At 56.5% G+C, this 20,119-nt stretch carries 14 protein-coding genes; 8 read left to right on the top strand and 6 right to left on the bottom strand.

The genetic code is table 11. The annotated features are described in order from the left end of the window. The first annotated feature begins 295 nt into the window (after window positions 1-295). The 6 genes from CRO05_RS14750 to CRO05_RS14725 are packed head-to-tail and all read left to right on the top strand — an operon-like array spanning window position 296 to window position 10,493. A complete protein-coding gene (locus tag CRO05_RS14750) occupies window positions 296-2,869 on the top strand; it encodes a sigma-70 family RNA polymerase sigma factor (protein WP_097067845.1) in 2,574 nt (857 codons plus the stop codon). Between the two features lie 38 nt (window positions 2,870-2,907). Beyond that, a complete protein-coding gene (locus tag CRO05_RS14745) occupies window positions 2,908-4,359 on the top strand; it encodes an ATP-binding protein (protein ID WP_200814414.1) in 1,452 nt (483 codons plus the stop codon). Next, window positions 4,356-7,250: a Z1 domain-containing protein gene (locus CRO05_RS14740; protein ID WP_097067843.1), complete on the top strand. Its 2,895-nt coding sequence runs from the start codon at window positions 4,356-4,358 to the stop codon at window positions 7,248-7,250. Before CRO05_RS14745 ends, CRO05_RS14740 begins: the two co-directional genes overlap by 4 nt. Further along, window positions 7,234-8,244: a PD-(D/E)XK motif protein gene (locus CRO05_RS14735; protein WP_200814413.1), complete on the top strand. Its 1,011-nt coding sequence runs from the start codon at window positions 7,234-7,236 to the stop codon at window positions 8,242-8,244. Before CRO05_RS14740 ends, CRO05_RS14735 begins: the two co-directional genes overlap by 17 nt. 3 nt (window positions 8,245-8,247) lie before the next feature. Continuing rightward, window positions 8,248-10,017, top strand: coding sequence for an AIPR family protein (locus tag CRO05_RS14730; protein WP_097067842.1), 1,770 nt, complete (start codon window positions 8,248-8,250; stop codon window positions 10,015-10,017). 14 nt (window positions 10,018-10,031) lie between these two features. After that, entirely contained in the window at window positions 10,032-10,493 is a 462-nt protein-coding gene (locus CRO05_RS14725) for a very short patch repair endonuclease (protein ID WP_097068017.1), read from the top strand. A 42-nt stretch (window positions 10,494-10,535) separates the two neighbouring features. On the opposite strand, the gene CRO05_RS14720 is transcribed toward CRO05_RS14725, so the two are convergent. Both CRO05_RS14720 and CRO05_RS14715 read right to left on the bottom strand, forming a co-directional pair. Beyond that, complete coding sequence (locus CRO05_RS14720) at window positions 10,536-11,693, bottom strand: restriction endonuclease (protein ID WP_097067841.1); 1,158 nt, start codon at window positions 11,691-11,693, stop codon at window positions 10,536-10,538. Continuing rightward, window positions 11,686-12,690 carry a DNA cytosine methyltransferase gene (locus tag CRO05_RS14715; protein WP_097067840.1) on the bottom strand — a complete coding sequence of 335 codons (1,005 nt, stop codon included), beginning with the start codon at window positions 12,688-12,690 and terminating at the stop codon, window positions 11,686-11,688. Before CRO05_RS14715 ends, CRO05_RS14720 begins: the two co-directional genes overlap by 8 nt. A 218-nt stretch (window positions 12,691-12,908) precedes the next feature. On the opposite strand from CRO05_RS14715, the gene CRO05_RS14710 reads away from it, so the two are divergent. Next, window positions 12,909-13,166 carry a hypothetical protein gene (locus CRO05_RS14710; RefSeq protein ID WP_097067839.1) on the top strand — a complete coding sequence of 86 codons (258 nt, stop codon included), beginning with the start codon at window positions 12,909-12,911 and terminating at the stop codon, window positions 13,164-13,166. Here the strand turns inward: CRO05_RS14710 and CRO05_RS15750 are convergent. After that, the gene (locus CRO05_RS15750; protein ID WP_200814412.1) at window positions 13,161-13,334 is read right to left on the bottom strand and encodes a hypothetical protein; all 174 of its coding nucleotides are present in this window, start codon (window positions 13,332-13,334) and stop codon (window positions 13,161-13,163) included. The two genes, CRO05_RS14710 and CRO05_RS15750, sit on opposite strands and share 6 nt — an antisense overlap. Here CRO05_RS15750 and CRO05_RS14705 point away from each other — a divergent pair. Next, entirely contained in the window at window positions 13,325-13,891 is a 567-nt protein-coding gene (locus CRO05_RS14705; RefSeq protein ID WP_200814411.1) for a hypothetical protein, read from the top strand. The two genes, CRO05_RS15750 and CRO05_RS14705, sit on opposite strands and share 10 nt — an antisense overlap. Before the next feature lie 683 nt (window positions 13,892-14,574). On the opposite strand, the gene CRO05_RS15360 is transcribed toward CRO05_RS14705, so the two are convergent. The 3 genes from CRO05_RS15360 to CRO05_RS14685 form a co-directional block, all read right to left on the bottom strand. Continuing rightward, on the bottom strand, window positions 14,575-15,318 hold the full coding sequence (locus tag CRO05_RS15360; RefSeq protein ID WP_143860944.1) for a PEP-CTERM sorting domain-containing protein: 744 nt from the start codon (window positions 15,316-15,318) through the stop codon (window positions 14,575-14,577). A gap of 575 nt (window positions 15,319-15,893) precedes the next feature. Beyond that, a complete protein-coding gene (locus CRO05_RS14690) occupies window positions 15,894-16,784 on the bottom strand; it encodes a diguanylate cyclase (protein ID WP_097067836.1) in 891 nt (296 codons plus the stop codon). Further along, a complete protein-coding gene (locus tag CRO05_RS14685) occupies window positions 16,781-20,113 on the bottom strand; it encodes a response regulator (RefSeq protein ID WP_097067835.1) in 3,333 nt (1,110 codons plus the stop codon). Before CRO05_RS14685 ends, CRO05_RS14690 begins: the two co-directional genes overlap by 4 nt. Between the last annotated feature and the right edge of the window lie 6 nt (window positions 20,114-20,119).

Genomic DNA, 20,119 nt, shown 5'->3' with positions numbered 1-20,119 from the left:
AAGTTCTTACCTGAAGCAGCCCTAGGTATCTATTGCCTCAAGTAGCGACTCCTCTTCGTCAAATCCTAAATACCCACACTGATTCTCTGGTGTACCTCAGTACACTGGTAAATACTGCTGAGTTTGATAAAATCCCGTGGCTACAACGATAAAAACTCGACAGAACCAATATGGCCAAAGGGACATCAGAGCTGTCTAGCCACGACCACCGCCTAACAACGATAAAAATTTTCGGGGTGCGCCTCCGGCAGCTGGGAGAGGCTGTCAACGCAGCGGCCCAGGGGGAGACGGGCGCGTGAACGACACGAGCGTCGCGGGCATGCTGCCTCTCAGCCGGTTTTTAAGAATGGCCGTCATGGCTGGGATCGAGAGCGCGATTCAGATTCACATCGATCGAGGCGACGATCTCAACGCCCGCGACCGAAACGGTTTGACGCCTCTAATGTTGTCGGCAGCTCGAAACAAGCCCGTCATCTGCAAACTGCTGCTCGATGCAGGAATTGACGACGGTCTGCTCGATCCCTCTGGAAAAACGGCCCTTGCCATTGCGGTTGCCGCAGGCGCACACGAGGCCGCCGCCATCCTCGAGTCAGTCAAAGTCTCGATAGGAGCTTGGGGCCACCAAGCCCTTGGCATGCCCCCACTGTCCGATGGACCCATCGAACCTTTGGGCGTTCAAGCCTCGGAACACCCCGCGTATCTGATCGGCGCAAGCGAGACTGAAGCAGACATGGCGCGCCCTGCGGCCCCAATCACGGTCGATGAAACGACCGAACCAGAAAACACGCCAAACTTTGACTTGTTCAGTTGGGAGCCCGAGGAAGACCGGCCTCCGCCCGATGCCGATTCGTCGATCGCCCAAGCCGTCAGCGCAATTCAGGCAGCCATCACGGAATATGAACCCGTCGACTCTTCAGCTGACTGGGATGATATCGACGCTTACCTGCCAGAAAGATCGCAGCCCTTGGCGCGCACAGACGACGCCGAAGTTCTAGGACGGCTCCGCCTGCTAATGCTTCGAGCCGTCCGCGAAGGCAGCGTGCCGTACATGTGGGTCGAGGCGCTGTCGGTCAACGATGACCGATCCGCAAACCCCGAGGCCGAAGCGCAGCTGAGCATGATAATCAACGACCTCGGCGCCGAAGTCGATGAACGATTCGAATACGTCGGTGCCAGCGCCACCGAAAACTTCGAGGTCTACGTCAAACCAGAGGAATCGCCGGACGAAGAAGAGATCGTGGCCAATGCCTTGGCCTCCATCGACAGCCTCGTCTCCAATCGAACAGAGCCTCTGCGCATTTACCAAAAAGAATTCCAGCAAGAAAGGCTCATTTCCGCGGAAGAAGAGGTCGCGCTGAGCCAAGCCATGGAAAGCGAGTTGGAAAGAGCACTCGACGCTTTGGCGACTTGGCCGCGTGGCATCGACCTTACGTTGGCCGCTGGGCACTTGGTTAGGGCCGGACAACAGCCTTTGAGTTGGTTGTCGCTTGGCCCCGCCGACGTCCAGCCAAAGCTTGAACCCACTCTCGAAGGCGAAAACGATGCCGACACCGCCGCATCGGACTCGCCTGACGAAGCAGCAGAGCACGATCCAGCCCTCCAATTCGAGACTCGCCCGCTTGGCGACCAAGCCTCGGACTTCTTGGATGCGCTGGACCAGCTCGCGAGCCTTCCGGTTGGCTCTGTCCAGCAGGGAGCGGGATGGCGAGCCATCCGTGAAACGCTGTCGTCGCTTCGACTGAATCGGCGCTTCCTTCTGGAGCTGGCCGATATCGAAGACCACGGCAACACCGGCTCGGCCAATCAATACGCGAGCGCCATGAAGGCCCACCAGCGCGCCCGCGAACGAATGGCCGTCGCCAACCTAAAGCTCGTTTTCCATCTCGCCAAAAAGTATCTATACAGCGGCGAACCTTTGGACGACTTGGCACAAGAAGGAAACATCGGCCTGCTGAAGGCCGTCGAACGCTTCGATTGGCGCCGCGGTTTCAAGTTCTCCACCTACGCCACTTGGTGGATACGACAGCAAATTGGACGGTACCTCGCCGACAAATGTAGGACGGTTCGTGTTCCGGTCCATGTCTATGAAAAGACCCAGCGCCTTTCCCGAGAAACTCAGGCGTTTGAATCGGAGACAGGGTGTCCGCCCGAGCTCCATGAGATCGCGGCTCGTTTGAACATGGCCGTCCACAAAGTGGCCGAGCTTCAACGCGTCACTCCTGAGCCATTGCCGATCCATGAACTGCCCATCGACGAGCTGATCGCCGTCGAGGTCCGATCCGATTTCGCCTCGACAGATCCCATGGACGTCGCGTTCAAGTCCGAATTACTCGAGACAATTGACAAGCTACTGTCCACGCTAAAGCCCAGGGAAGAGCAGACTCTTCGTCTGCGCTTCGGCATCGGCGTCGAAGAGGCGTTGACGCTCGACGAAATTGGCTGCCAATACGGAGTCACGAGGGAGCGCGTTCGCCAGATAGAGGCCGCCGCGCTCCGAAAATTAAAGCACCCAAGTCGAATGGATGCGTTCGCGCGCGCAGTCTTCGGTGGCCCGCTTTACCCAGAAGGCAAAGAGGAAGAAGACAGCGCTGAGCAACCATCGGAAGCTAAAATGATGCGGCGGCCTGCCGCGACCAAGACGGCTCCCTCGAGCCTGAGCGCCCCACCACCCGCGCGATCGTCGGGCACCGACAGGCTCCTGTCAGAAGTCGCAGACTGGGGCATTCCCGTCGACGACGACCGCGACGGGCCTTCGGGGAGAATATGGGTTAACCTCACCAACGCGCCGGATAGACGTTACCGCAAATTGGTCCACAAACTGCTTGCGTTGGGGTTCGAGTTCTCGCTAGGGAAGGGCTATTGGAGATGACCCCAAAGACGCGAAACGCGCCTCCGCGGGCCGTGTCGATGCTTGAATCGCTTCGCGGCCTCGGCTATTCCACCGCAACGGCGCTCGCTGATATCGTGGACAACAGCATTTCCGCTGGCGCGACCGAAGTTAGTATCGATTTTTCCTGGGCTGGGCAGAATAGCCGCATTTCGGTCCTCGATAACGGGCGCGGCATGAGCGACGCCGAGCTTGAAAGCGCGATGCGGCTTGGCGACAAGAACCCGCTGGTCGCCCGCGAAGCGCACGACCTAGGGCGCTTCTGCATGGGGCTCAAAACCGCATCCTTCTCGCAATGCCGCCGCCTCACGGTAGCCACCGTCAAGGACGAGGTCCAAAGCTGCCTGCGGTGGGACTTGACCGAACTGGCCGCCAACCCAGACAGTGGATGGCTTCTCTTCGAAGGCACTGCCCCTGGCTCAAAGTCGTTTATCTCGAACTTGAAGGGTAAGAAGGCAGGGACTCTCGTGTTGTGGGAGACACTCGACCGCATTGTTACTGATGGCTACAAGTCGGACGACTTCTTGGCTTTGATCGACGATGTCGAAGCGCATTTGGCGATGGTCTTCCATCGCTTTCTCCAAGGTCCGCTAGCGCGCCTGAAACTGTTTTTGAACGGTCGCGCCCTCAAGCCTTGGGACCCGTTCATGACAGGGCACATAGCCAAGGCATGGGCGCCTCCGATCGCGAAGCACCATGCCGAATATGGAACCGTCGAGATCCAATGCCATGTCTTGCCACACCGCGATAAGCTGACGGCGGCTGAGTTCGACGCCAACGGAGGCCCAGCGGGATGGACTGCCCAGCAGGGTTTTTACGTCTACCGCAACGAGAGGCTCTTGGTCGCAGGAGGCTGGCTCGGTCTGGGCAATTCGCGCGTATGGAATCGAGAAGAAGCGCATCGCTTGGCGCGCATCCGCATCGACATCCCCAACACGGCCGACGCCGAGTGGAAGATCGACGTCAGGAAGTCCACGGCGCGGTCCCCGGTGTCGCTCAAACCCTGGCTCACCCAGTTCGCCGAAAACACGCGCGAGCGCGCTCGCCGGGTGTTCGCCTATCGCGCAACCCCGATGCCGAGCCAAGGCGACAGGCCCGTTGAACAAGCTTGGCGTGTAGAGCGGATCAAGGCCGGTATGCGGTATCGGATCGAAGAGAAACATCCCTCCGTCGCAGCCGTCCTCGACAACGCAGGCGATCTCCAACCCTTGATCAAAGCAATGATTCGGGTGATCGAGGAGACGGTCCCGGTCCAGCGCATCTGGCTCGACACCGCGGAGAACAAGGAGACGCCGCGCACCGGTTTCGACGGTGAGCCCAACGAGGCGGTGATTGAGATCGCGACCGTTCTCTTCGATGACCTAATCCAGCGAAAGAATCTAAGCGTAGACGAGGCCCGCAAGGCACTACTGCGTACCGAACCCTTTCACAAATTTCCCGCGCTCGTGGCGCGGCTTGGGAGCAAACCGTGATCCCCACAGAAACTGCGGCAGCCCAATTGGAACTGCTCGAGAACGTGATCGCCACCGCACAGCGGTTGGTGAAAGCGGAGAAGGAAAAGTCGAAAGTTACGGCCGCCTACATCGCCGAGAAAGTGGCACGAGCCGCGGAGATGTTCGAGACCGACGCCACCTCCACCGTGGACCAGCCGTTGGCGGTTTCCACGCTCATTCAGCGATTCAGTCACTGGATCGGCAAGGCCACGACGCTCAAAGACGATGCCGGCCATATCCATTGGCTCAATGCCGCTCGCAAGAAAGATTGGCACTATTGGCGTCGCTACCGCGACTACCTCGAAGCCAAGCTTTCCGATAAGGTCGTGGATGGCCTCGACGACGCAACTGACAACATCTTGGCGCTGCTCGAAGACCCGCATCGGACAGACCCATGGGATCGCCGAGGGCTCGTCGTCGGCCATGTCCAATCAGGCAAGACCAGCAACTACTCGGGCCTGATCTGCAAGGCGGCGGATGCCGGCTACAAGATCATCATCGTGCTGGCAGGCACGCACAACAATCTGCGCTCCCAAACTCAAATGCGCCTCGAAGAGGGCTTCTTGGGCTATGAAACAACGGCGAACCGCGACCCTGGCTTGCCCATCGGAGTGGCCGAGTTCGGCGAGGACCTGAAAACGAACTCCGCAACCACGCGCGCGGACAACGGCGACTTCAACAAGGCCATCGCCAAGCATTTCCACGGCATTTCGCCAGAAGAACGCCCATGGCTCTTCGTGGTCAAGAAGCAAAAAACGGTGCTTACCGCCCTCCTGCATTGGATTCAGTCGCGCGTGTTCGATGCCACCGAAGATGGCCGGAAGGTCGTCACCAAGCTGCCGTTACTGATGATCGACGACGAGGCGGACAACGCCTCCGTCGACACCGGTGAGCAACTGTTCGATGAGGACGGCGCTCCCGACGAGGAGCACCAACCCAAAACAATCAACAGCCTCATTCGACAGCTCCTGCATGCATTCACTCGAAAGGCGTATGTAGGGTACACCGCCACGCCCTTTGCCAATATCTTCATCCACCATAAGGGAACCACCACGAAGGAGGGCCCTGACCTCTTCCCGCGCTCCTTCATCATCAACCTAGGCGCGCCGTCGAACTATGTCGGCCCTGCCCGCCTCTTTGGAAGGATGACCAAGGATGGCCGAAAGGGCGAACTTCCCCTTTCTCGCCCCATTAGCGATCAATACGATCCCAAGACCGACTCAGGTTGGATGCCGCCAAAGCACAAAAAGACGCACATTCCGGTCTACAACGGGCAGGAGATGGCACCGCCCTCTTTGCGCGAGGCGATCTGCGCCTTCGTCCTTGCTTGCGCGGTGCGTGAACTACGCGGCCAAGGGGCAGCGCACAGCTCGATGCTGATCCACGTCACCCGCTTGGTGGCAGTGCAGGACCATGTACGGCTCCAGGTCGAGGATTCGGTGCGCAGCATGCGCCAGAAAATCTGCAGAGGCATCGAAGCCGACGGTCTGCTGACTCAGATGAAAGAGCTATGGGAGCTGGACTTCGCTCCGACCAGCGCCAAGGTCTCTGAGCTGTCTCCCGACGAAGAGCGGCCTGCAGCATTGCCGACATGGGATGAGGTGCAGGCGGCGCTTCCCGATGTCCTCGAAGACATCGAGGTGCGTTCGATCAATGGCACGGCCAAGGACGCTTTGGACTACGCTACCCCAGGCTCGACACTCAAGGTCATCGCCATCGGTGGCGACAAGCTGGCGCGGGGGCTGACGCTCGAAGGGCTCTGCGTGAGCTACTTTGTACGCACCACGAAGATGTACGACACGCTGATGCAAATGGGCCGATGGTTCGGCTATCGCCCCGGATATCTGGATATCTGTCGCCTCTACACCTCGCCCGACTTGGTGCGTTGGTTCGGCCACATCGCTGACGCTTCCGAGGAACTGCGGGAGGAATTTGACTACATGGCCAGCGCGAATCTTACGCCAGAAGATTATGGCCTCAAGGTGATATCGCACGAGGTGCTTACGGTCACGTCGCCCTTGAAGATGCGCAACGCGCATACCCTGTCCTTGACCTACAGCGGAACGCGCCCCCAAACTATCCTGTTCCACCGCGACGCCAGGACGCAAGAAGCGAACCTCTCTGCGACGGACGATCTGATCGCATCCCTTGGACAACCTACGGTCCACGGCCAAAGATTCGAGCGTAACGGCAAAGCCGACTCATGGCCGCGTTCGCGGCTGTGGACAGATGTAGACGCTTCGAAGGTGCTTGCATTCTTGGGCGCCTATGCGACTCACCCCAACGCGACCAGCACCAAAGCTCCGGTGCTCGCGGAATTCATCCGCAAGATGAACGAGATAGGTCAGTTGGATCTTTGGAGCGTGTCCCTGTTGGCCGAAGGCAGCGACGAGAGCAATCCTTATGAATTCACGGGAGGCGTCCGCATCGAGTCCTTCCCGATGCGCACGCCCGACGATCACGAATCACCTGCTCAGAGAGACCCGGCTAGTTTCGCCATCGGAGTGCTGACCGATCCCGCCGACGAGGGGATCGATTTAGATGACGATGCGTGGCGCGAGGCTCTCGAAATCACCCAAGCGGCCTGGAAACCCGACCCGGCACGAGGACGCGTCACCATGCCATCGGTGCCAAGCGGAAAAGGTATGCGCATGGCCCGCGGCGAGCTTGGCGGCGCGGTGGATCGCGGTTTGCTGCTTCTTTATCCACTCGCCCCATATGCAGGCAAGCCGAAGTCACAAATCGTGTCTGGGTGGGACAAGCCCATCATGGCCTTCGCCATCGCCTTTCCAGCCAGCAACAGCGGAATTAGCGTGGAATATGAAGTGAATGTCCTCTACTGGACTCAGGAATATGGCCCGACTGAGTGATGAGTTTTTGATGGCATGGTCGTCGCTATCCGGCGACGGCCCGGACATGGGCTGGCAAACCATCTCAGTGACGCCCACAGGTCCGCTCGAATTGTGCGCGGGCCGGCGTGCCCCCGACAATGCCGAGGCGGTGTTGGTGGGATTCCCGGCGGAGCGCTTGGCGGCCGCCGACAAGCTGCCGGAGGGGCAAGGCTTCGCCATAGAACGCGCGAATCCCGAAGACAGGGGCATGCTTTGGCTCGCCTTGACACGCAAGGCCGCAGGAAACGCTGAGCTGTTCACGGATATGGTCTGCAACGTGACGGGCGCGTTGGACGGCGCCGTGGCGGCAGGGGCCGATGTCGCCAAGCTGCTACGGGTTTTCGTCGGGCGCGTGGGGGCTTGGCAGGAGTTCATGCGCAAAGGAAGCCAAATATTGAGTCCCGAAGCCGAGATCGGTTTGGTTGGAGAGCTAGCGACGCTTCTGCAAATTATCGAAGCGGGTATTTCCGCAACGGCAGCCACCGAAGGGTGGCTCGGCCCCTTGGATGGCGCCCAAGACTTCGAGCTCGGGACTGGCGCGCTCGAAGTCAAATCGACGCTGTCGTCCGCGGGTTTCCCCGCGCGCATCGGGTCGCTTGAGCAGCTCGACGACTCTGTCCGCCAACCGCTCTTTGTCGTCGGCGTGCGATTGCGCCAGACCGAAAGCGGACTGGGCCTGCCCGACTTTGTCGATGCCGCGAGGCTTGCAGCCAAGGCCGATCCTGGGGCCGCTAGCGCGCTCGACGACCGTTTGGTGGCCGCTGGATATTTCGACGCCCACGCCAACCACTATCCTCGACGCTTCGCGTTAGTGGACACGCTCGTGATCGAGGTCGGCGATGGATTCCCGCGCTTCACCGTCGGCGGTGTTCCTTTCGGCATCACAGGGGCTGCGTATGGCATCGATCTTGACAAGGTCGTTGGCCACCGCGTCGACGTGGCTACAGCATTGAAAAAAACGGGAGTGATATAAAGTATGGACTTGCCAGAATTCCTGCGCGAAACGCAGACCGCCGTGCGGTCGCAAATGAGAGAGGGCGCGCTCTATGAAGAATTGGTGTTCGCCGGGATAGTGATGGAGCACATGTCGGAGATCGGCATGACGTTCGAGCCGGTCGAATGCCATTTCGAGGGCAAGGTAGGCAACGCAAATCTGAGACTCAGCGGCTATTCCGTATCCGATGAGAGTGACCAGCTCGATTTGTTCGTCAGCCTTTACGAGGGCGTCAATGTTCCGACGCCCGTTCCCGACTCGGAAACCAAGACCGCGGTGGAGCAGTGCCTACGCTTTCTGACACTTTGTGCGGAAGGCAAGATGGCGCCGAAGCTCGATCCTTCGAGCGACGTACGCTCGCTGGCGGAAACGCTGCAAGGCATCTACAACGACTTGGAGCAAATCCGCGTCTATGTCATCACTGACAAGGTCGCCAAGTCCAAGAGCTTCAAGACACGGGACATCGGCGGCAAGGCCGTGCGCCTCGAAGTCATGGACATCGAGCGGCTTCATCGGCATTGGTCCGAGGGCAAGCCGCGCGACGAAGTAGTCGTCGATTTCAACGAGGTCTCCGGCGGTCCCTTGCCCTGCGTCTTTGTGCCGGGCGAAAGCGACGATTACGACTACGCGCTGACAGCCATACCCGGCGAGGCGCTGCGGCTGCTCTACGAGAAGTTCGGTGCGCGGCTTTTGGAAGCCAACGTCCGCTCCTTCCTTAGCGTCAAGGGCAAGGGGATTAATGCCGGCATTCAAACCACCTTGCGATCGGCGCCTGAGCGATTCATGGCCTACAATAATGGAATCGTGATCGTGGCCGACGAAATGCGTCTGGGTAAACCAGGAGATGGCTCGGTGGGGATCGCGTGGCTCAAGGGACTGCAAATCGTCAATGGTGGCCAGACGACCGCATCTATGTACTTCACCAAGAAGAAGTTCCCTGAAGTGGACTTGGGACCCGTCAGGGTGCCCGCCAAGATCATCGTCATGCGAGTGCAGGACTCAGCCAAAGAGGAGGCGCTGGTTTCGGACATCTCGCGCTTCGCCAATACGCAAAACGCGATTAAGCAATCTGATTTGTCGGCAAACAAGCCCTTCCACGTAGATGTGGAAAAACTGTCGTTGACCGTTTATTGTCCCGACGGAGTCAGCGGATGGTTTTATGAACGGGCATCGGGCAGCTACAGCACCATGCTTGCCCGTGAAGGAACGACACCCGCAAAGCTGCGTAAACTCAAAGACGCAATGCCTCCGGCGAGGAAGATCACGAAGACGGACTTGGCGAAGTATATCAACGCATGGGATCGCAGACCGGACTTGGTAAGCCTGGGCTCGCAAAAGAACTTCGAACGCTTCATGGCTATGCTGTCGACCCCTGACGGAGAAACAGCAATGCTTCCGGATGTAACTTGGTACAAGGCGATGATCGCCAAGGCGATTATCTTCAAGGGGGCTCAGAAAATTGTCCGGCCAATGTTTCAAGCATTCCAGGCGAACATTGCCGCCTATGTCGTGGCCGTGCTCGCCGACAGGCTTGGCGAGCGAATCGAATTCGACCGGATTTGGTCGCGGCAGGCTCTCTCCCCGGAATTCTGCGCGCAGATTGCTCGTTGGGCAAAAGAGGTCAGCAATGTCCTGCACCAGACGGCCGGAGGCCGAATGGTATCGGAATGGGCGAAGAAGCCGGAATGCCGTGACTCTGTCCTTGGGGCATCCTTCACAATGCCGGCCGACGATCTCCCCGAGCTGCTCTAAGGAGAATATTCTTGGTGGACGTTGTCGACAAAGAGACCCGGCGACGCATGATGTCCGGCATCCGAGCGAAGAACACGAAGCCGGAAATGCTCGTGCGGAAAATTCTGTTCGCTGCAAGCTACCGTTTCAGGTTGCACAGGCGCGACCTTCCAGGTGTGCCCGACGTGGTCCTGCCGGGTCACAAGGTTGCGATTTTCGTCCATGGATGCTTCTGGCACCGCCACGCGGGTTGTGGTTTCGCCACATCGCCCACGACTAACGCAGCGTTCTGGCATGCCAAATTGAGCGGCAATGTCGAGCGTGACACACGGGCTATCGAAGCACTCAAGGAAGCGGGATGGCGCGTTCTGGTTGTGTGGGAATGTGCCACCAAAGGCAAGTCGACCGAGGCTGTCACGGATCTCGCCCAATCTTTGTCCGAATGGATTGAGGGCGATGCGCCCTTCGGCGAAATCCCGGAACTTCTCCCCCATTAGGGTGTGAGGACAAGGCGGCGGGCATTCGCGAGCATGCTGTCGCTAGATCCGTTGCAGCCAGAGCTTGATGTTCTCGAGGCTGCCGAACCTCTCCCTGAGCTTCACGGACATGTCCCTTGCCGATATGACGACGACCGGATGGGTGTCGTCCACGAGCTCCATGTATGCCTGCGAATCAAGATAGGAAGTCGTGACCAAGATGCCAAACTGACGATGTCTCAGGCGCGATATCAGTCTGGACAGAGGCTTGACTCCTACCCCCACATCCGGGCCGTAGCACTTGGCCTCCATCGCGAATTCCACATCGATCGCGCCAGCCCCATATCCTATGCGATAGGTGCCCAAGGCGTCCCTTCCCCCATCTCTCCATGGCCGCGTCAACTCCCAGTGTTGAATTGCCGGCATGAAAAGCCGAGCCAACTCCATAGCGCACCGCTCGAATGCGTATGGATCTTCCTTGTAATGCTCGTAGACCGTCCTCACGTACGCAGCCAGTTCGGGGGTGTCGGGAATCTGCTGCCGCTTTGAGCGCACAGCGTTTACGGAAACGGACTTGAGTGGCGTGTACTTCCTGCCGCAGACCCAGTCGAGCCATGCCTTCGGCACATGGAGCGAGGACACTGCGTTACCGTTCTGGATGTCCTTAATCCATGCCCTGGAGACGACCGGGATATCGAGTATGGTGAACGTCGCCTTGTAGTTCTGAAATCGAACACCATCCTCTGTCGTCCGCCATATGGCCACGAGGTCATCGTCTGCACCCATGCCTGTCGCGCTAGGTACCGCGAGTCCGAGAAACCGGACGTCTCGATATGTGCCCGTATTGCCGAAAAGAAGGATCGGAGGAAAGGAAGAGCTCCGCTGGCATTGGTGAGCTTCGTCGAAAAGATTCCGGAGCATCAGGTTCCCTTGCCGCGGCGTCGCGTGAAGATCCCCGGGGCCGCGCTTGTCTCCGTAGTAGACAAAGATCCCATTCTCACGGTCGAGCGCGTCAGGCCAGTTCACATCCGAAAAGCTGGTTTTCAGGACAAGGAGCCTGAGAGTCGCCACCGCCGGCCGTTTCCCGAGGTGCCGAAACCCAGCTCCGTTATCCACGCCAAGCAACTTTGGCAGCGGATCGTCGGAAGAGTTGCCCCTCCGGGAGCCGCCGTACACCTCATCCACACAAAGATCAGCCGAGTCCAAATCCTTTTCAATCATTGGGTCGGCGTTGTCGCATCGCCCTTCCTCGGGGATGTGTCTGAGCCACGCTGATCCACTTGAAGATGGCAGCCATGACCTCCGAGCAAACGCCATTTCCGCAAAGCTTGACCTTTTCGCGGCGGGTACCATGAGGTAACAGATGTTCGTCGCCGCCGCCCATCGCCTTGAGCAATTCGTTGGGTTGAAGCATCCTCAAGTAGGGCTCGCGCTTTCGCCAGGTTACAAGCCCGAACCGATCTACGGTGGTCACGGTGCGCAGTGGAACGTCCAGCGTTTGCCAGCCGCCAGCGTAGTCTGATCCGTAATAGACGATGATGAATGGGACATTCCGGCCCGATGCGGCGATAGCCCGGTCCGCCCGCTCCAGTGTGGCCTTCGCTCTTCCCGGCTTGCGTAGTGGACTGGACGGATACGGAGTCTCCCAATCGATAATATCGTTGGCCGTCAGGGGCCGATCGCTTCCGAATGCCAATAGCTGTTCCCGCGAAACTTTTGAACCTTGCTTGTCACAGACAAGAAACATGCGCTTCCGCGCTTGGGCGGCCCCGAAATCGGCAGCATTGAGGAAAAGATCACTGACCGTATAGCCCAGCCCCTCAATCGTCGCGACGAGCTCGTTGTGTCGGTCCCACTTTTTCATCCGGTTGACGTTCTCGACAATGACCCATCGAGGGTGCATCGACTCCACCCACGGAACAATGCCAATCGCAGTTTCACGACTGCTTTCCAACCCTGGCTTGGCGCCGCGTGCAATTGAGTGCGAGGTGCACTCGGGAGACGTCACGAGCACGTCCGGACGATACCGTCGACCCAGCGCGGCGGCGTCGACGTTTTCAATGAAATCAGTGATTACATCCGCCGACGGAAAGTTGGCCTCGTAAGTCTTAGTGGCCAAATCCCACGCATCCAATCCCAATAGTGGAACGCCTCCTCCTTGAACCGCCCCCCTGGCCCCGAATCCGCCTCCACAAAACAAATCCACGAAAGTTGCCATTTTTATTTCAGTCAGCGCCGGCGCAGCTGCGCGGCTTTCCTATCAGTCGGAAGTGTCCGAAGCATCCAGAGAGCGAAGCTTCTGTCTCAGGTGACCGGAGACTACCAGGTTCGCACACATTCCGCTAGGTCTACGATCCATGTGTTGCTATGTGCTCTTCACGTAATTCGAAAGGTCTTGCGACTGGATCGGTTGATGTTTCTGGACTCGAGGCGCTGATGAATGAAACCGAGTTGGCAGAAGACCACTGGGTGCTTGCACGTGAAGCAAATATCAAGGGATGGCTACCAAACGTAGATACTAAAGATTTTGTAGCAGCCCATAAGGAGCTTGGGACAATGAAGACCGCTAGAATATCATTTTACGACGTCACTGCGAGTTTCGATATAGATGTAAAGTCTGCAGATGCCGAATATGGCAAGCGGTATCTCATCCAACGTTCAGCAGGCAGCGGCAAGAGCAACACGCTCTCATAACTGGCCCACCAGTTGGTCGAGCTCAAAAGCGCCGCCGATGCCATGTTGACCCAGTTCGACTCTGTCGTCGTTATCACTGACCGGCGCGCACCAGATACGCAGATTGTCGGCACCATCAAGAGCTACGACCACGCTGCGTCGATAGATGAACGACACGGATGCCTTCATCGAGCCGCCCCCACCCAAGGCGGTGGCGGTGGTGGCGGCCGGACATCGACAAGCTGTCGAACATCATCAGGGCGTCCAACAATATGTTCGGCAATATCGAGTGGAAGGACGGCGACAAGATTCGCAAGGTCATCACCAAGGAGATTCCGGCCCGCGTGGTACAGGACAAGGCGTACCAGAATGCTCAGGCCAACTCTGACAAACAAAACGCAAAGCTGGAACACGACAAGGCGCTGAATCGCGTCGTGCTTGGCTCATTTGATCACACAGAGCTGTTCAAGCAGTACAGCGACAACCACAACTTCAAGCGCTGGATGACGGATATGGTTTTTTACTCCACCTACCACCCGGCACGACGCCCCCTAAGGTGTCACCACAGGCAGGTGCGGCGGCGTGAGGTACCAGATGGGAAAGTGCGCGGTGAGCAAAAAAGGAGTAGCAAGCATTGTCTTGTAACCCCTTCATTCTATCGGATCTGGTTGAACCAACGGAGCGAGAAATGGTTTTATCGGCTATTGGGCAGTATCTCCAGTGCTGATTTCGGGGTACCGAGGTAATAACCGTGGTAACAAACGTGGTAACTTGCTTGAGGCTGTGAGTCAAACATAGCAGTGATACGGGTTTCAAGCTTAGATATGAATGTCACCCTCCCGCCATCTCGCCCCAATTATTACGTAATCTCGCCTCTTAGTAAATTTACGCGTTAAGCTCGCAAATATTGTCGTCTGCCCCGGTTATTCTTACGGTGAAGAGCGGCCAGGGCCGTGAATCGGGCTGATCCAAATAACAACAGGAAGGAGTTGCTGAAACCGATAGGCGAGTCCGCCCGAAAAAAATAGCTCCCTACACGCAGCGAAATCGGCGCGGTAAGCTGTTCAAAAGACAGGGTTCGTATCCGCATTACACATGAGGAAATAATGCCGCTTGCACGATTCGATCGGAGAGAAACTTTTGACGACAAAGTGTGGCAAGAGGGACAAGAGCATAACCAGGCTCGATTTTCTGCATTCTCAAAAGAAATAAGCCACGATTTCCTACCTGATTTCTCTTGCGCATCGCATGGCTTGCGCCTAGAGGAAGGACTGCTACTTACGTCTGAAAGGTTGTGCGGTCTGCTTCAGCTCGGGTACGTCTCCTAGTAAGAGTCTGTTGGGAGGAAGAGTCGCACAATGCGATGATGCGCTCTTCCCCGAACCAATATTTCCAAACCCAATACCCAGGCAAACCTCAGCAGGATTTTCTATATTTCTATCCGCTTTCCTTTTCTGCGGTTTACCATGAGACCCATCAGACCGAGCCCGGCCAAAAGCATCGCATACGCATCCGCTTCCGGAACTGCGGAAACCGCTGCATCGGCCGCATCGGCCGCTACTGCCAGTTGGGGAAGCATATTTTCCATCTCCACTGCTGCGCTCAAATCAAAAGTGTTAGTTGATTGACTAGCTATATCAACACCTGTATCTGCGATATCTGAACCGAGCACGGCAGGCAGTCCGGTATTGGTGGTTGCAGCTGCTGAGGCGGTCAACGCGCTGATCTCGGTAGAGGTTGAGGCATCTGTATCAGCAGTGAGGCTGAGCTTCGGAGCGACTCCTGCGGAAATCCCCAAGTCAGTTGATACTCCCAAGTCATTAGAAACCCCTAAGTCATTAGAAACCCCCAAGTCTATGTCTGAGTTGGTAGAAGTTCCTATGCCGGTAGAAGTTCCTATATCGGTAGAAGTTCCTATATCGGTAGAAGTTCCTATGTCGGTGGAAGCTCCTATGTCGGCGGAAGTTCCTAAGCCTGTAGAGGTGCCTAAGTTCGTAGAAGCGCCCGAGCCGGCATAAGCGCCTGAGTTGATAGAAGCTCCCGGGTCTGTGGAAACGCCGAGTTCCGTAGGTGCCCCTAATCCCGCAGAAACTCCTAAGCCGCCAGATGCTGACGATTCCGCCGCCAGTCCAAACATTGCAACCAGGGCGAGTACAACTTCTTTCTTTTTCATAATGCTTATCCTCCTAATATTATTTTTCAAAAAATTGAAGCTACAGCCGGCCAAATGGCGCCACTAACAAACACATCAACAGCACGGCTATAGGCGAAAAAGCAATTTGTATGCCAGAAGATATCTGACAAGGAATCAATCGATTAGGGGAGACTTTCCGGTTTTAACCGAAATTCCGTCCCCTATGGGAGACGCTTATTTCAGCGCTTCCATCAAACGCCTGAGCTGTAAGAGTTTTTCATGTCACTATACGAAGACAGATTTCTTAAGCCCTGGGGCTGATTGATTAGATGGGCCAGGGCTCAAATCGAAACACTGCATTGCTGCAAAACCTCATCCATTCCCTCCGTCCGCCGCGCGTGGATTGTCAATGGCGTTGTAGACCCAAATGTCGTCCTGATCCTGCACCGCCACGGCCGTCCAGATAATCCTCCGCCTGGTTTGCAGGATTGGCACGCCGTGCGGCAAATTTGTTTCAATGGGAATGTTTCCATAGCCGGCAATATCGACCGCCTTTACGCGAAATCGTTAGGAACGGGGGTGGTAACTTTTCATCACCATATTCCGGACCTTGATTACGTCGTCTGATTTGACAATTCAATCCGATTACGGCCAGACTTTTTTGCCCGGTAAAGCGCCTCATCGGCGGCTGCGATGAGCACTCCTGTATCTTTACCTTGCCCGCAACCAACAGCAACGCCTAAACTTACAGTCATGGGAATTTGCCCTGCCCCGCTATTAACAGGCTGCCTGCTGAGAGAACTACAGATTCTTTCGGCGAGAGCCATGGCCTCGTTCCAGCCACAACCGGATGCTGTGATAAGAAATTCCTCCCCTCCATAGCGCCCGATGCGGTCATAACCGCGCAATGCGAGTCCCATGCGCCGGGCTGCCTCTTGCAATACCTCATCGCCGACGGGATGCCCGTAGGTATCGTTGACTCGCTTGAAGTGATCGAGATCGGCTACTATAACGCTTGTGCAGGTACCTTCACGCGCTGCCCGCTCCAACTCCTTTTGCAGATGACCCATGATGGCGGCGCGATTCCATACGCCTGTGAGGTGATCATGCGTTGCCTGAATATGTAGCTTTTGATGCAACCCCAGAATTCGTTCCGCGACCCGTAACCGGGTTGCCAGCTGTTCTTCATCGAACGGTTTGGTAATGAAATCATCTGCGCCTGCGTCCATTCCTTCGAGAAAGCTACCCTTGCTGTCCAGCGCCGTAAGAAGGATGATGTAGGTATATCGCAGGTTGGGCTCCCCGCGGATCATTTTGCACAACTGCAAACCATCCACATCTGGCATCATCCAGTCAGAAATGAGCAGAAAATGCTCGTCCTTTTGCCATGCTTCCCAAGCCTTGCGCCCGTTCTCTACTGCCGTCACGGTATGTCCCAATTTCCTGAGCGTGGCGGCAAACAATAAGCGGGAGGTAGCGTCGTCCTCTGCGATGAGTATCTTCATAGCTGCGCTGCATCGGACAACGGCACACCACTGACATTCAGCTGGCCTATTTCGCTCTTCACACGTTCAAACTCCACTTCAATTTGTTCTATCAAGACAATCGCTCCGTATATGCTGCCTGATTTGCCTAAAAGTTCCAGTTTTCGTGCGATATCGGCCATGGAATGAGCGCCGATATTGGCGCTCGCGCCTTTGATGGCGTGGGCGGCTTTCCCCAGGAGTTCGGCATCGCTTCCAACTACCGCCTCCCGCATAGTATTGATGCGTTCAGTCCCATCGCTCAGGAACGATGTAAATATCTGCGTAATCAAGGATGGGTTCGTTGCTTCCGCGAGCGACCGAAGTCGCGCAATGACTTTCGGGTTCAGCGCAGATGAAGTCGAAAGCGATAAAGAGACTGGTAGCAGGGACTGGTCTGAGATAGTGCCGGCCACCTCTTCACGCCTTGTCAGGCAGGGTTTTGCCTCACTCTTCTGCCCTCGTTCGTGATCCGGCAACCAACGTTTTAACGCTGCCGCAAAATCTTCCTGCTTTACTGGCTTACCAATGTAATCGTCCATGCCTGCGAGAAGGCAACGTTCCTGATCACCCTGCATGGCCTGCGCCGTAACAGCGATGATGGGTGGCCGCGAGTTGCTGTCCGCCCGGCGGCGAATTGCGGCAGTAGCTTCAAACCCGTCCATCTCGGGCATCTCGCAATCCATGAATACAGCATCGTAGAGAAATGCCCCCACCATTTCCATTGCTTCCCGGCCATTGGCGGCGACATCCACCAGGCAGCCCAGATTCCGCAGCATCATGGCGCCAACGAGCTGATTGGTAACGTTGTCCTCAGCAAGTAGGACGCGGGTTCCGGCAAATGGAGAGTTATAAACAAGCTGTCGCGCAGGAGATTCTGGTAGGGATGGCTGCACATCCATGAGATTTATAGCCTGCCGGTTGCGTTGCGCATCCCGTATGCTTACCAGAGTTAGCAATAGTTCCGATTGCCGGGCCGGCTTGGCGAGATAGGCTGCAAAACCAGCTTTCTTGAGTCGCTGCCTGATATCACCTTCTTGGCCCAGTGAGCTGAGCATCACCAGTTGAACATCGTGGAGCAATGGGTTGGCCTTGATAACCTTGCCCAGTATTTCTCCATCCATCTCCGGCATTTGATGATCGAGGATCGCGATCTTGTAGGGATCGCCGGCGGCTTGGGACTCTTGAAGCGCCCGTAACGCTTCCGCACCAGACGCGCAACTGCCGATGCGCATCCTCCAGCCGCGGAGTTGCTCTTGCAGCACCAGGCGATTAGCTGAGTTATCGTCCACGATCAACACACGAATACCTGCCAGATCCAGATCCACATTCGGTCTCACGTCCCGCGGAGCTTCTTTCTGCAAGGCCAGGCGCAGGGTAAACCAGAACGTCGATCCAACGCCAACCCGGCTCTTCGCCCCAATGGTGCCGCCCATCAATTTAGCCAGTTGCTTGCTGATAGCCAGACCCAAGCCGGCGCCCCCATAACGCCGCGTGGTAGAGGTATCTGCTTGCGTAAACTTGTCGAAGAGGTTTTCTAGTTTATCTGCCGCGATTCCCAGTCCGCTATCTTCAATGCTGATGCGGAGGGACACCTCATCTTTACTAACCGCATCGGTTTCCACATCGATGAGTACGTGGCCCTTGTCAGTAAACTTGATGGCATTGTTAGTCAAGTTGGTCAGTATTTGACGGATACGGCCCAGATCACCGAATACATAGCGCGGCACATTCGGCAGGTAACGCACTATTACATTCACATTTTTCTTTCTTGCCGGCTGCATGGCAATCATGCTCGCCACCTCTTCAACAGTTTGAAGAAGATCAAAAGGAACGGGTGAAATAACGAGTTTACCTGCTTCGATTTTGGAAAAATCGAGAATGTCATTGATAATGGAGAGCAGGGTCTCGCCGCTGGCTCTCGCCAGTTCCGCCAACTCGCGCTGCGAGGCGATTAATGAAGTATTCAAAAGCAGCCCAACCGCGCCAAGTACTCCGTTCATGGGCGTGCGGATCTCATGGCTCATATTTGCCAGAAACTCGCTTTTGGCCCGGTTTGCAGCCTCCGCTACTTTTCGGGCCTTATGCAGCTCTGTCTCGATATTCTTCCTTGGTGTGATATCCTGGCCCGAAAAGTAGAATTCACGAGTGTCTTGTGCCGGAGCTATATTCCATAAGACCCAGCGAAAGGAGCCATCGTTGCAGCGCATCTGGCTTTCAAAGGAAACAGGAACACCCAAGATGAGCTTGTCCAGCTCTAGCACAGTATCTGCCCGTGAACCGGAGAAGACGAGGTCCATGAAATGCTTGGACAGAAGTTCTTCCGCCGAATAGCCGAAAACCCTGGTCCAAGCTGCATTCACTCGCTTGAAACGATTGTCGAAACCGGAAATCGCAAGAAAGTTAAGGGACTGATTAAAATAACGATCGCGTTCCGTTTGAGCCGTAGTGAAGGCGCGGGAAAGACTGCCTATCTCATCGTTTGAGTCAATGTAGAAACGAGGCGTGCTGCCCACCTTTCCGATATTCCTGGTTTCATCTTCGAGCCATGCAAGATTTTGTACCTTCCGGCGCACGACGCGATACGAAAGGGCGAGCCAAGCCATGAGAAAGGCGAGCGTAAAAAAGACGCCGGATACGTAGAGGTTGGAGCGGTCCTCAGCGAGAGCTATTGTATTGAGTGTACGCTCCTCGAGCAGCTCATAAAACTCGTTCACCAACCGCATGATCTCGGCCTTGGTAATATGGTAGCTCTCATCATGCAGTAGGCTACCGGCCAACGCGGTGTCCGGTGTGCCCTTCACGCTGAACTTTCCGTTCGAGTCCTGAAACAGCCCTTTCATTGCATTGAATGCGCTGCGTTCCCGCTCCACCAATTGGTTTGAGTGACTTTCGGCTTTCGCAAGTTTTGCAAGCTCTGCCGCCGTAAGCCCGAGCTTTTTCATTCGCGATCTAAAGGAAATCCTGCGCCCCGGTGCGGGCTGGAAGTCTGCATCGGCGACGATGAGATCCCAGTAACCGCGCTCATAGTGCAGCGGGCGCTCCTCGTCGCCGTTGCGGATCGCCAATATATTGGAGTAGATTCGCTCAAACTTCGGGTCGCGTGTGGCGACATAGGCACGCGCCATGCGCGTCAGATCATCGGAGGATTGGCGCAGCTCATCCGCTGCAAGGAAGGAGGCGTAGCGCAGGTCTTGGGCATCACTCAGTTTCCGGTGCTCCAGGAAACGGAGCGCAATAAACAGCGTAAGCAGGGAAATAAGTACCGCCGTCATCAGATAGAAAATATAAGTCGTTTTTCGAATTGTCATTAATCT

Origin of the sequence: Nitrosovibrio sp. Nv4 (genome assembly GCF_900215485.1) — a bacterium.
Taxonomy (GTDB): domain Bacteria; phylum Pseudomonadota; class Gammaproteobacteria; order Burkholderiales; family Nitrosomonadaceae; genus Nitrosospira.
This window is presented reverse-complemented; position numbering and strand designations above follow the sequence as displayed.